The organism is Lactobacillus sp. wkB10, from assembly GCF_000760615.1.
GTDB classification, from domain to species: domain Bacteria; phylum Bacillota; class Bacilli; order Lactobacillales; family Lactobacillaceae; genus Lactobacillus; species Lactobacillus huangpiensis.
This window is the reverse complement of record NZ_JRJB01000002.1, coordinates 183,906-197,016: the sequence shown is the minus strand read 5'-3', so window position 1 is coordinate 197,016 and position 13,111 is coordinate 183,906. Positions and strand designations below refer to the sequence as shown.

At 36.8% G+C, this 13,111-nt stretch carries 11 protein-coding genes; 8 read left to right on the top strand and 3 right to left on the bottom strand.

Annotated elements, in window-relative coordinates:
- Positions 1–60 precede the first annotated feature (60 nt).
- From LACWKB10_RS02235 to LACWKB10_RS02225, 3 genes are all read right to left on the bottom strand, one after another.
- On the bottom strand, positions 61–2,091 hold the full coding sequence (locus LACWKB10_RS02235; protein ID WP_034978223.1) for a KUP/HAK/KT family potassium transporter: 2,031 nt from the start codon (positions 2,089–2,091) through the stop codon (positions 61–63).
- Positions 2,092–2,212: 121 nt separating this feature from the next.
- Positions 2,213–2,659 (bottom strand): hypothetical protein, encoded by a 447-nt coding sequence (locus LACWKB10_RS02230; protein WP_034978221.1) that lies wholly within the window; start codon positions 2,657–2,659, stop codon positions 2,213–2,215.
- A 240-nt stretch (positions 2,660–2,899) separates the two neighbouring features.
- Positions 2,900–3,763, bottom strand: a complete 864-nt coding sequence (locus tag LACWKB10_RS02225; protein ID WP_034978219.1) for a hypothetical protein — start codon at positions 3,761–3,763, stop codon at positions 2,900–2,902.
- A 205-nt stretch (positions 3,764–3,968) separates the two neighbouring features.
- Between LACWKB10_RS02225 and LACWKB10_RS02220 the strand changes: the two genes are divergently transcribed.
- The 8 genes from LACWKB10_RS02220 to LACWKB10_RS02185 all read left to right on the top strand — a co-directional run bounded on the left by LACWKB10_RS02220 (position 3,969) and on the right by LACWKB10_RS02185 (position 13,063).
- Entirely contained in the window at positions 3,969–4,187 is a 219-nt protein-coding gene (locus tag LACWKB10_RS02220) for a hypothetical protein (RefSeq protein WP_034978218.1), read from the top strand.
- Positions 4,180–4,470 (top strand): DUF2922 domain-containing protein, encoded by a 291-nt coding sequence (locus LACWKB10_RS02215; RefSeq protein WP_235191484.1) that lies wholly within the window; start codon positions 4,180–4,182, stop codon positions 4,468–4,470. Before LACWKB10_RS02220 ends, LACWKB10_RS02215 begins: the two co-directional genes overlap by 8 nt.
- A 538-nt stretch (positions 4,471–5,008) precedes the next feature.
- The gene (locus LACWKB10_RS02210; protein ID WP_034978216.1) at positions 5,009–6,805 is read left to right on the top strand and encodes an SLAP domain-containing protein; all 1,797 of its coding nucleotides are present in this window, start codon (positions 5,009–5,011) and stop codon (positions 6,803–6,805) included.
- A gap of 149 nt (positions 6,806–6,954) precedes the next feature.
- A complete protein-coding gene (locus tag LACWKB10_RS02205) occupies positions 6,955–7,797 on the top strand; it encodes a hypothetical protein (RefSeq protein WP_034978214.1) in 843 nt (280 codons plus the stop codon).
- Positions 7,798–8,029: 232 nt separating this feature from the next.
- Positions 8,030–8,521, top strand: coding sequence for a sigma-70 family RNA polymerase sigma factor (locus LACWKB10_RS02200; RefSeq protein ID WP_034978212.1), 492 nt, complete (start codon positions 8,030–8,032; stop codon positions 8,519–8,521).
- Between the two features lie 122 nt (positions 8,522–8,643).
- Positions 8,644–9,861 carry a glucosaminidase domain-containing protein gene (locus LACWKB10_RS02195; RefSeq protein WP_034978208.1) on the top strand — a complete coding sequence of 406 codons (1,218 nt, stop codon included), beginning with the start codon at positions 8,644–8,646 and terminating at the stop codon, positions 9,859–9,861.
- A gap of 44 nt (positions 9,862–9,905) precedes the next feature.
- Positions 9,906–11,072, top strand: coding sequence for an SLAP domain-containing protein (locus LACWKB10_RS02190; protein ID WP_034978205.1), 1,167 nt, complete (start codon positions 9,906–9,908; stop codon positions 11,070–11,072).
- 161 nt (positions 11,073–11,233) lie between these two features.
- On the top strand, positions 11,234–13,063 hold the full coding sequence (locus LACWKB10_RS02185; protein ID WP_034978202.1) for a cation:proton antiporter family protein: 1,830 nt from the start codon (positions 11,234–11,236) through the stop codon (positions 13,061–13,063).
- Positions 13,064–13,111: the final 48 nt, after the last annotated feature.

Sequence of the window (13,111 nt, the reverse complement as noted above, 5' to 3'; positions counted from 1 at the left end):
AATAAAAACCAATGCCTTTTTGTTGTACTGGAAGAATAGTTTCTCCAGACACATTTTATATTATTCAAATTCTTTATTCTTTAGATTGGAATAGTCGCGCGGTGCAACTCTCTTAATGTGCAGGTTATGTCTTGGTTTACCTAAAATGAGTGGTACTTCCTCGACCACAGTGTCAGTGTATTCCAACCCAAACCATGAAGCTGGATTAGAAGACAGGTTTTGTAACCAAACCCTTGCTTTTAACATAACTTTTTCAAAGCCTTTAAGTCTAGTTAAAGGACTGACGACTTCATTAACAATTACAAATGAGAAGTCACCCACTTTACGACCGGGAGTTGTAGTGTACTCCTGCGGTTGCGCTTCGATAGTACCATCTTTAATTAAATCATGGACAATTTGGCGCAGGTAAACATTAACACTGGTTTGTTTCTTGAAACCAAGATAGAGTTGCACGTTAATGACATTCTTAGTACCAAAAGTATTAACAGCATATCTGGCAGTAAACGGTTCATTCGTAATGTTGACAGTTACAAACCAATAGGCCTGTGCACGTTTAGGTCTTTTATCCAAGATGGAGTACATAATTTCACGTTTGATAAATTTATTGTATTTAACTTTAGCCATGTAAACTAAGTTAGTAGCATAAGTGGGATAATCATCATCATGGCTTAGATCCGTCAGCATATCAGTGTATTCGTCCAAACGGACATAGGTATGAGCACCTTCATGCTTGTCACGAACTTTATTGCCAAAGTACCAGATGAACATAATGACGCCAATGAAACCGGCAATTAAAACGGTGACGTAACCACCATGCATAAACTTGGTCAAACTGGAAATCAAGAACATGCCTTCAATAAAGCCAAAGGCTAGTAAAAAGCAAAGGCGTAAAATTAGTGGGTGATGCTTTGAACCTAAGTATTCAAAGAGCAGCAGGGTAGTCATTAACATTGTGACTGTGATTGACAGACCATAGGCTGCTTCCATATGTTCTGAAGTCCGGAAGAAAATTACGATAGCAATAGTTGCCACGCAAATCATTTTGTTTACGGAAGGAATGTAAATTTGTCCATGCTTAGTAGTAGGATAATTAATATTCATCCGTGGCAAAAATTTCAGACCGCTTGCTTCAGATACTAATGTAAATGAACCGGTAATCAGTGCCTGAGATGCAATAATTGCGGCAACCGTAGCCAAAATGATGGCAAAAAGTCGTAAATCTCCTGGTACAGCTTCAAAGAATGGATTCAGTTCACCACCATTTGTTTGGTAATGTGGATTTTGCAGAATCCAAACTCCCTGACCAAGATAATTTAAGGACAAGCAGAGAAAAACATAAGGCCATGATCCGCGAATGTTTTCTTTACCAACATGACCGACATCAGAATATAGTGCTTCTGCACCAGTAGTGGCCAGAAAGATTGAACCTAAAATGAAGATGCCGGCTTTATTAGATGGACTAAAAAGAACTTTAATAGCCCAAACGGGATTCAGTGCTTCTAAAATTGACCAGTCATTAGCCATATTATAGATACCGATAATGCCTAAAAATGTAAACCAGACAAACATTATAGGACCAAATGCTTTACCAATGCTGCTAGTGCCAAGCATTTGAATTGAAAAAAGTACCAGCAATATCGCAATTGTAATTATGATTACAGCATTTTGGTTAGGCACCGGTACGCTTGAACCAAAGTGCATGTTCTTCAGTCCCTCGATTGAGGTTGTGACAGTCACGGCCGGCGTCAATGTCCCATCAGCTAATAGGGCTGCTCCACCAATCAGTGCCGGCATAACAAGCCATTTGGCTCGCTTACGTACCAAAGCATATAATGCAAAAATACCACCTTCACCACGGTTGGTAGCTCTGAGTGCAATCATGACGTATTTAACGGTGGTTAGCAGTGTAACTGTCCAAAAAATGAGCGAAATTGATCCTAAAATCAGTTCACGATCAACATTGGCAATGCCACCGTTGCCTGTAACGATTGACTTCATTACATAGAGCGGACTAGTTCCGATATCACCATAAACGATACCGATGGTAATTAATAGACCGGCAGCTGAAATCCGCTTCGTCTTTTTATCCATAGTAATTATGTACTCCCATAGACAATATTGAAATATTCATTCTTAAGTAAAAAAGAATGTCAGTGTGGCATTCTCATTCAAGTATCTATTTTGTTCTTTTTTTTGCTTTAGTACAAGTAAATTATGATAAAGAAGTTGAAATTTTACTGCGACGTTCTTCGTACCAGTTATCCCAATCTTTATATGTTGTCATTTTTTCTGCATCAACACCATCTTTAGCAGCAATTTCGTCAATTATGCTTTGGAAATTCTGAGCATGGTATTGCAAAACGTGTTTAACTAATTCTTTGCGAGTGAATTTAATGTTATTAAGCAGATAGTGGTTGATGTCAACCATGTTGGAATTGGTATCATATAAGTTCATGATTTCCAAATCGCGTTGGTTAAACTGAGCAATGTAAAAGTCAGCGAAAACTTTAAGGTAATCCGGTTGTTCTGTAAACTCTTCTTCTGGCATGGTTGTCCATTCAGCGTCAGGCATCACAACCTTGATTTCTTCTTCTTTATCCTTTTTTTCTTGTTCTTTTTCGTTATCTTTTTCTTTGCTATTATTTTCTTTTTCAGTCAAAGCAGACACTCCTTTAATAAAAATAGGAAACGTGAAAGTCAATAGTCATTTTACAGAGTTTAGGCTATAAAAGCAACTATTGGAGCAATTTAACCTCTATATATGGTAGTTTTTAATAATATTAATAAAATTATAGCATTTTGCACAACTGCAATAAAATAGATAAGCCGGCTAAATGAAAACCGTCCCATGTAGCAATCGGGACGGTTCAGTATATTAAGTTTAGCCTATTACTGTTTGTTACGGCTTAAGATAGTTTTGAATATCTTGTTTGGTAATTTTGCTTGGTTTAGTTCGGCCAGACTTTCTGTAAAGATCGATCAAATCCTGCGGACTCCAAGACATTGAGTCATAGCCAAACTTGCCTACACGTTTACGCAGCTGTGCTATTTGCTTATTAGTAACTGTTTTGCCATGTACCTTGTGGTTGCCCATGGAACCCTCACCGGTTTTACCAGCATTGCCAGTATCTGGTTCTTTACCTGAAATTGAATTGTAGCTTTGACTTGAAGAACCATTATTATTTTCTTTAGCAGCTTTTTGGTTATCTTTGAGACCCTTTTCTGCTTTTATCTTGTACTGACTGTAATATTGTTCATCAATATAAGGCAGATCCAGCACTTTTTGGTATTGGTCAGCTGCTTTAAGATATTGCTTAGCTAATTCCGCTTGGGATGCAGCGAGGAAGATTGGTTGAATTTCATGGTCATAATTATCTTGAACATCTTCGATAGTAGTTTTTAATTTTTTACCTTGTTTTACTAAAACTGCATAGCCGTTTTTTCTTTGAATTACATTGGCAGTTTCGTTTAACGCATCATTATACTTGCCTTTTTTAGTTGCGTTAATTGCGGAAATCATATTGTCCGACTGGTTTTTATAAGCTTTAGCCTGGTCAGTCTTCTTGATACTGAAAGCTTTGGCAAATGCAGAGCTTGCTTCTGAATAGTCCTTATCAGCCACCGCATTTTTACCAGTAGTCATTGCACTATTATAGGAAGCTTCAACTTTATCATTATTGGATTTTTGTGTTGCGTAAAAAACGCCACCACCAATAGCGATAATTACTACTGCTACAATCGTACCAATTGTCGTTTTTTTCATAATAGGAATTTATCCTCCTTACTAATACTTAGTTTAATTATAGATGGTTTAAGCAGATTTGACTACTCAATGGTGTTTTTTCACCTTTACGTGACCATTTTTTAAGAAAAAATGTTACATTTTGCCGCCTATTTTCGTTAGTAATAGTGTAAGACATCTGGCGCGCGGGTTGATTACATTATTAAGAAAAGGAAGAAAAAATAATATGAATTTTGCATTATTAGAACAATCAGTCCAATATACATTTTTAAATTCTAAATACAGCAAAGACGGTACTAAATCACGAATTTTAAAGAACGTTAGAGAAGGAGCAACAGCTGGCAGTTTGGCTAAAGTGGGTGCAGCTTTAGCACAGCTTCAAGGTGATGATCTGGGCGCAGCGACTTTAATTCAAAGACAGGGAATACCTATTGGTGATGAATAATAAAATTTTGAAATTAAAAATGATTAAGACAGGAGCAAATAATATGGTAACGAAGACCAAAACTTTACAATTAGTATTTTTAAACGGTGCAAACAAAAAGGTTAATTTGTCTTTACCAGATGCTGCCGCTAATTTGGCAGGCACAGAAGTAAAGAATGCAATGGAAACAATAACAAATGCAAAAGCGTTTGCGCAAGAAGGGGTGGATCTGTATAAAACTCCACAATCTGCTTCATATGTTGAACGAACTGTTACTAGTTTGTTCGATAATACTCAGGGTTAGTCAATGTAACCTGCAGTTCTTGGAGACAATTAAAGAAACGATAATTAAAATTAAACAATTTTTGCGGTAAAAATAATTAGTAAATATAGGAAATCACGTCAAGGCAAGTTGGGCGTGGTTTTTACTTTATTCCAAATTATTTTGTTATTATTTTGTAAAATTTAATAGAAAATAAAATAACTTTATTAACTTTAATAGCGACAAAAAACATTGAATGTAGTGCTGTTAAGGGTTTAAATAATTTTTGAAAAATAAAAAATAAGCTGTAAAGCTGTAAGCGTTTGTTACAAAAGTATGTTAAATAACTACATGTCTTGCAATTTGAGCAAAAGGTAGGTACAATAAGAAATGTGGTAAGTAATAGCTATGCTTCAGGTTCGAATGCCTGTACGCATGCGCGTTCTTCAGCTCGAAAGCTACCTCATAAGAGTTATAAACTTATGAATTCGGCTTGAAGGGTGTTGTAACAATGTAGGCTCATCACGACTGAACCTATAGCCTATTACTATTTTGTATATACACAAGGAGGAAAGACCACATGAAGAAAAATTTAAGAATTGTTAGCGCTGCTGCAGCTGCTTTATTAGCTGTTGCTCCAGTCGCTGCAGCCGGTGTATCAACAGTATTTGCTGATACCACTATTCCAGTTGTTGGTGGAACCACAACTGATGGCGTTACTACTGCTAAATTGGAATTAAGTGTAACTAACGCTGCCAGTTTAGTAGATGGCGATGTAGCATCCAAAGTTGCTGCTTCACTTTCTACCCCAACTTTACCAACAGGTGCCAATGTAATTCCTGGTAAAGCTTCTATTTATGAAGCTACAGCAAATGCTGATGGCACTGGTACTGTAGTTAGCGGTGCAAAAGCAGCTGATAAGCTTGAAAAAGGCAAATCCTATGTAGCTATTGTTCCAGTTACTATTAGTGGTTTGAAGGCTAATACAGATTTCACTGTTAATGGTGATAAGAAGACTTCAGATGGTACTGGTGTAATTTCAGGCGTTCAAGTTCAAAGTAAAGTATTTAGTGTTGCTGATACAGCTTTGAAGGGTGCTCCATATGTTACATTTACACAAGACAGCAAAGAAGTAATTGCTGACTCTGGTTCTGTAGATCTTGATGCAAATAGTTACACAGTTTCTGCTGTAGCTGATAAGATTGACGCTTCAAGAGGTAAGAGTGGTAAGTACACAGCTAAAACTACTGCTGGTACCGATCCTCAAGCCGCTAAAGCTAGTTTCTTAAATCTTGAGCAAGATATTAGAGACGGACTTAAGGCTGCTGGTGTTACTGTAAAGGCTGATGGCAGTTTTGACAAGCCAGCTGCTCCATTTACATTTACTGCACACTTATATGCAACTAATGGTAAAACAGCTACATTTAATGTACGTGTTAACCCAACAGCAACTGATGGTGATGATTCATTCCCTCAAATGTTGTTCAACGGTGAAACTGATTTAGATAAGGCATACAAAGGTACAGCTACCATTGATTCTATTGGTGATGTTAACTTCAACTATGTTCCAGTTAATGGTGTAGTTGATACAAAAGCTATCCAAAATGCCTTTAAGACTCAAGTAAGTAAGAATGATAAAACTGTTATGATTCCTACAGTTGATGCAAGCAAAGTTAACACTAAGGTTGCTGGTAAATACCCAGTTACTGTAAGTGCAACTAATGCAGATGGTAAGACTACTAAGGTTACCTTCTACTTAACTGTTGGTGTTAAGGGTGCTACTTACAAGACTGTTCAATCTGATGGTGATGTTACAGTTTACAAGATTGATGGTAACACTGTAACTGATTCTAAGACTACTGTTAAGAACGGTGATCAAATTGCTATCTTTGGTGAACCAATCAAGGTTGGTGACAAGACATATGCTCGTATTAACAGTGCTGACTCAGACCTTTACGTAGAAAGTAAATATGTTGACGGTTCATTCAAGCCTGCAGACAAGGTTAAGAAGACTGTTATGCATAATTCATACATCTATGACAAGGATCACAAGCGTGTTGGTACTAGCACATTACGTGCTTACTCCACTGTTGAAGTAATCGGTGCAGCTACTAAGCTTGCTGATGGTAGCTTGGTTTACCAAATCGGTGACAACCAATACGTAATGGCTGACAACATTGATGGTACTTCACGTACATTAAGCCACAACGCTTATGTATACAAGACCAGCAAGAAGCGTGCAAACAGAAAAGTATTGAAGGCTGGTTCAAAGGTTACTACTTATGGTTCACCTTACACATTCAAGAATGGTAAGGCTTACTACAGAGTTGGTGGACCTGCTAAGCAATACGTTAAGGTTGCAAACTTTGCTAACTAATTAGTCTTATAGCTAATTTAGAAACAGGAGCGATTATATCGCTCTTGTTTTTTTGCTTTTAAATATGTTTACCTTAGATTGATCTATGCAAGCGATAACATTTCCAGTATAATAGTATTCGTCTACTTTAATTAAAGGAGAGGAATGAATTGTCCAAAAAAGAAAATGATATCTGGAACCTGCCTGGCGGACATAAATATCGTTTTTGGTCGCAAAAGCTTTTGCGTCAAAGAATTGGGATAGATCGAGAAATAGATAAATACTTGATTGAAGATGAACTTTATTGTGTAAATCCTGCAACTATTGCTTTATATCAATTTCAGAAGCAACCACTTTTAGGTAAGTACAAAAGTGTAATTTTTGACTGTGATCAAGGAATTATTTTAAGTTGTCGTAGTACTCAAGCACACCTAACATCTTTTGCTCAGAATTGTCTATTGGCAGGCCTTGAATTTCAAAGAGAATTTGCACGTAAGATAAATCTAGTCGGACACAACGTGATTGCCACAGGTCGCTTAGCTTATTTTTCCCTGCGCAGTTATAATACAGGTAATATTGACTGGATTGCTTTGCATAATATGGCAAGCTTTTCGTCACTGCGAAATAATGTAACTGCTTTTGAATCTTTAACAACTAATCGCTTTAGCTATATCTTCACGTATGATAACTGCAGCCGCCACATTCCCCGCAAAGTAAGTGATAGTTTATTTTTTAATCACGCACTTTACCTTCTGGGTACGGTACATTTAAAAAGCAATTTAGGCTGGCGGGTCAAAAGTTCTGTCGGAGATTCTCTTATTGATCAGTCTTCTTACTTTCATCCACACCAATCTCTGGAAGAAATATCGTTAAAAAAAGTAATAACTGAATTATTAGATAAAAAGCATGCTCGATATGGCAATTTGTTAGCTGATTATTATGAGTTACCGTTAATTTCTGATGCCCACAAATCCGCTTATTTAAACAGTAAACGACCAGATACTCTTTTTTAAGAAAATGCACGTTCTTTATGAAGTTCGTGTATTTTTTTGCTCTTTTTTCACCCGTAAATTTATTGTAATTATGATATATGAGACAAGCCTAAGGAAACTTAAAGCAAAAGTTAAATGTTTATTAATCTAAAGGCTAAAAGCTTAATATTATGTTTTTTAAATTTTAAGCAAAATTGCTAATCTATAAGAGCACAAGCGCTTGTGACATATTTGAAACAGAGGAATGTCACAAATGAAGATTAGTAGAGAAGCATTTATAACAGCATGGGAGAATCAGAAATTAGTCAGAGGCGCATTGAAGTACGCCCACGTCAGAATGGACTATACTAATTACGAAGACTTTTTGCAGGAAGGTATAATAATTTACGCAGAAATGTTAACGAGGTTAGCAGGCAGAACAAGAACTGAAGTTGATCGGCTTAGTTTTCGCAAAATTATCTGGCATACTTTGGACTTATTGCGTAAGCAAAAGCGAATAACTGAGAAAGAAATTAGTTTTGACTCTGCTGAACAGGTAGGGTTGCTGGATAACTGGAATAATCATTTGGCACTTGAAAAAGAGTTAGCGCAAATGACAAAGGTAGAACGTATTTTGTTCATAGATCATTTGCTGAGTGGACAGACAATCAGTGCTTTAGCTGAAAAGACTGGTATTAATCGAGTACAGCTTCAAAGATTGAAACGAGATCTTTTGTATCATTTACGGGAAGTCTTAGACAAATAAATTACTATTTGTAATATTAAAATTGACAATATTACTTTTTGACTACAAATAAGCGGATTCTATTGTTAATACTTTAATTGCTCGATACAATAAAGATGTCGGTTAAGGAGGAAATTTTATTTATGAAGAAAAAACTAATCACTGGTTTTTCAGCAGCGGTGCTTGGTGCATCGCTCTTGATACCGGTTACCAACAACTTAATTGCCACTTCTCCAGCAAAAGCTGAGACAGTATCTGCAACTAATGCAGATGAAACAACATTTTTAAATACTGCTGTTAAGCAGGCACAAAAAGTTTCTAAAAAATATGGGTTATACCCTTCAGTTATGATTGCACAGGCAATTGTGGAATCTAACTGGGGCAAATCAGGTTTGGCCGTTAATGCCAATAATTTATTCGGAATGAAGGCTGATGACAGCTGGCAAGGAGCAACCTATTCTTCTAAAACACGAGAAGAAGATAAAAATGGCAAGAGCTACTACGTTACAGCTAAGTTTAGAAAATACGATTCCTATCAGGACTCTTTTGATGATAATGGTCAAAAACTTCGTTTAGGTGTTACCTGGCAGCCAGAACGCTACAAGGGAGCATGGCTTGAAAATGCTGCTTCTTATGCAGATGCCACTAAGGCCCTAACTGGTACATACGCTACTGCTAATAATTACAATACTATTTTAAACACTAGGATAACAACTTCAAACTTAACGCAATACGATCCTAAGATTTCGAACACCAGTAAATCTTATGTTGTTAAAAAAGCCGGTGCCACTTACGCTTGGCCAACTGACCACTCAGTATCTGCCAAAACCGATTCAGTTGCAAAAGGTGATGCAGTTACTGTAACTAAGACCATTACTTTTTATAACGGCAAAAAGCGCTTGTACATTGCCGGTAAAGGCTGGGTTAACGATACTATTTTAAATATGGGCAGTGCTCTTCCACCAGCTTCTCAAGCTCCAAAGGGTGAGAAAAAAGTTAACAAGACTTTGATGCATAACGCTTATGTTTATAATTCCAAAGGCAAACGAGTAAAAAAGGTCAAGGCAATTAAAGTAGGCAATACTGGCAAGGTGATTGCTACCTATGGCACTAAAACTATTAACGGTAAAAAGTACTATCGCATTGGTGAAAATCAGTACATTGCCAGTGGCAATATTGACGGCACTATGAGACTTCTCAAGAAAAATGCTTTTGTTTACAACGATTATGGCAATCGTGATAATAAAAAAGTGATAAAGAAGGGTCAATCCATTGCAACCTACGGTGGAGCAATTTCAATATACGGACTTAAATATTATCGGGTAGGTATTCACCAGTATATTAAGAAAGGCAATTTTTAGACAAAGATAATTTCTCAAAAACGAAATAAGGAATGAAAATTTAGATGAAGATAAAGAAACTAATAACTACTGTTGCTATCGGAGTAGGTTTAGTTGCACCTATTTTTAACGTCAGTCAATCTCAGGCGGTAGAGGCTGCCTCAATTAACTCGATTGCTAAACAAAACAGCTATGTTGACGTTACTTTTTTATATAAAATGCTCCAGACACAGAACATTAAGTATAACAAATTTTACGCCAAAGGCAATAAGATTAAGTACAGAAAAGGAAAACCGGAAGGCATTGTAATTCATGAAACTGCAACTCCCGGGGCATCCGCATATAATGAAGCTATTTACTTTAACCGTGAATGGAAAAATATGTACTCTTATGTCCACGCTTTTGTTGATCACAAGCAGGTTATCCAGATGATGACTCCAGGATATGGTGTCTGGGGTGCTGGAGCAATAGCCAACAACCGTTTTATTCAAATTGAACTTTGTCAAGAAACTACCAGAAATAAATTTGCCAAAAGTGTCAATAATGATGCCATTTATGCGGCAAAGTTGTTGCACCGGTATAACATTGAACCCTCTAATGCCTCTAATACTGGTAAAGGAACGATCTGGTCCCATCATGCAGTATCGCGCTTTTTAGGAGGTACTAACCATACCGATCCTGACGGCTACTTCAAAAAATGGGGTTATTCGATGAATGACTTTTACTCACTTTTGAAGTACTATTACGATTTGCAGGCAGCAGAAACCGTAACTACTCCTGTTCCCGATGACAGCACAGTTACCGACGATTCATCAAATGCAGCAGATTCGACCAATACTCCTGCAACAGATTCTGATCCTGTTTCCCAAGCGCCTACTGGTAAGAAAACTTTGATGCATGATGCTTATACATATGATGCTCAAGGTAAACGTACTAATGCGGCATTAAAAATCGCCGGGACGGTCGTAACCGTTGCACAAGAAAAGGTAATAAATGGTAAAAAATATTTGCAAATTGGTAAAAATGAATACGTTGTAGCCAGCAACATCATTGGTTCCAAGCGTGTATTAACCCATAATGCCTATATTTACGATACTACTGGAATTCGTATCGGCACTAGCAAGCTTTTGAAGGGCAAATCCGTTAAGACATATGGCGGTCGTGTTAATATTAATGGTAATAAGTACTATCCAATTGACACTAATCGCTTTGTTAAAGCAGCCAATTTTTAATTAAAGAAACAGGTCATGATAATTGTCGTGACCTGTTTTATGTGCAGAAAAATTTTAATTAATTGATTTTTGAAAGCTATGAATACTTGCTACCCTTTTTATTTTCTCTGCTCGTCAATATTTTGTATAATCGACTAAGAATAAATGAGGAGGTAATCCTGGTGGCACAGTTGTCTTTATTCCTAGTTGTTTTGTTTGCCTTAATTGTTCCTATTTTAATGGCACGATTAAAGGTAAATGCTGTTCCTACGGCCGTTGCAGAAATTATCATTGGTATTATTCTTGGTGCAAGTGGTTTTAATATTGTACAGCCAACGCATGACCTTTCGTTTTTATCAAATTTGGGCGTCATTTTGCTATTGTTTTTATCAGGGATGGAAATCAACTTTGATTTGCTGAAACCAAAGCATAAACAAGAACAAAAGCCAGATCAGATATCTCCGTTTAAAATTGCTTTAGAAGCATTTTTAGGTGTAGCCCTTTTATCTGTCTGCCTTGCATTAGTTTTAAAATTGTTTGGTTTATTTGGCGATACGATGCTTGCAACCATTATTTTCATGACCATTGCACTGGGAGTAGTAATTGCGACCTTAAAAGAAAAAGACATTTTAAATAGACCGATAGGTCAGACGATTTTATTAACTGCAGTTTTGGGAGAAGTAATTCCATTAATGCTGCTGACGGTTTATGCTGCGATTAATGGTGGTAATACCAGACAATTGTGGCTCATTATTTTGCTTTTTGGCGTAGCTATTTTACTGTTGTGGCACTTTAAGCAGCCTTATCTGTGGTTTGTTAAAGTAACCAAGTCAACTACGCAGTTAGATGTTCGTTTAGCCTTTTTCCTAATTTTTGCTTTAGTAACAGTTGCTGAAAGGGTCGGAGTTGAAAACATTTTGGGGGCATTTTTAGCCGGCATTGTCATGAAATTGCTGGAGCCTAGTCAGGAAACTGCTGATAAGCTAACTTCAATTGGCTACGGCTTCTTTATTCCTATTTTCTTTATTATGACGGGAGTTAAACTCAATTTAAGATCGCTTTTGGCACATCCTAACTCTTTAATTCTGTTACCAATATTAGTTCTGTTTTTATTTCTTGCAAAATTGCCTGTTGCGTTAGTTTATACCAGAAAGTTTGGTTTAAGAAATGGTTTTGCAGGTGGTTTTTTGACCGCAACTACGATCACCATTGTTTTACCAACTTTAGCGGTAGCCAGAAAATTAAATGTTATTACACGTTTGCAATCTGATGTTTTTATTCTGGCCGCTGTAATAGTTTGCATTTTTTGTCCGATACTTTTTAATGCAATATTTAAGCTAAAATCAGAGGATCGTATCAAGGAAAAAGTCATAATTATAGGAACAAATGCTTTAACAGTTCCAGTCATGCTTGATTTGCATGATAATTGGTATTCGGTTCAAATGTATACTACCAGTAGTGAACACTATAATATTTATAAGAGCCGTGTTCCAGATTTAAAATTATTACCTAAGCTGGATGAAGAAAATTTGAGACAATCTGACGCTTTTGCTGGGAATATTTTTGTTGCGGCTATGAGATCTGACGAAACCAACTTACGACTGGGGAAATTGGCAAAAGCTAAGGGCAATTTCAAACGGATTATTATTTGTCAAAAACGTGCTGACATTGCCAAGGTTGAGCAATTGCGCAGCAGTGGCATGGAAGTTTTTGATTTAAGCAATGTTACTTCATCACTGCTGCGAGCACTGATAGAATCGCCTGCTGTTTATAATGTGATGAGCGATACCAAAAATGCTGTCTATTCTGTTGTTGTCCGCAATAGGCAGTATTCAGGTCGTCAATTGATGGATTGGGATATAGCAAGTGATATTACAGTCAGCCGCATTCGTCGTGGACAAGAATGGCTGGTTCCACATGGGCATACAGTTATTGAAATGGGAGACGAATTGATATTTACTTCTAAATATCAGGTTGCTGACCGGATTCGCAGGGTTGTAGGCAATAAGTAATTTTGTTAATAAAAAAGTAATTTGCCGATATGACACTTTATTAGAATT

Bases quoted from the DNA above. Each gene is read 5' to 3' on its own strand.
- LACWKB10_RS02200 (WP_034978212.1), top strand. From the start codon at position 8,030: ATGAAGATTAGTAGAGAAGCATTTATAACAGCATGGGAGAATCAGAAA.
- LACWKB10_RS02195 (WP_034978208.1), top strand. From the start codon at position 8,644: ATGAAGAAAAAACTAATCACTGGTTTTTCAGCAGCGGTGCTTGGTGCA.
- LACWKB10_RS02235 (WP_034978223.1), bottom strand. From the start codon at position 2,091: ATGGATAAAAAGACGAAGCGGATTTCAGCTGCCGGTCTATTAATTACC.
- LACWKB10_RS02220 (WP_034978218.1), top strand. From the start codon at position 3,969: ATGAATTTTGCATTATTAGAACAATCAGTCCAATATACATTTTTAAAT.
- LACWKB10_RS02210 (WP_034978216.1), top strand. From the start codon at position 5,009: ATGAAGAAAAATTTAAGAATTGTTAGCGCTGCTGCAGCTGCTTTATTA.
- LACWKB10_RS02225 (WP_034978219.1), bottom strand. From the start codon at position 3,763: ATGAAAAAAACGACAATTGGTACGATTGTAGCAGTAGTAATTATCGCT.
- LACWKB10_RS02215 (WP_235191484.1), top strand. From the start codon at position 4,180: ATGAATAATAAAATTTTGAAATTAAAAATGATTAAGACAGGAGCAAAT.
- LACWKB10_RS02190 (WP_034978205.1), top strand. From the start codon at position 9,906: ATGAAGATAAAGAAACTAATAACTACTGTTGCTATCGGAGTAGGTTTA.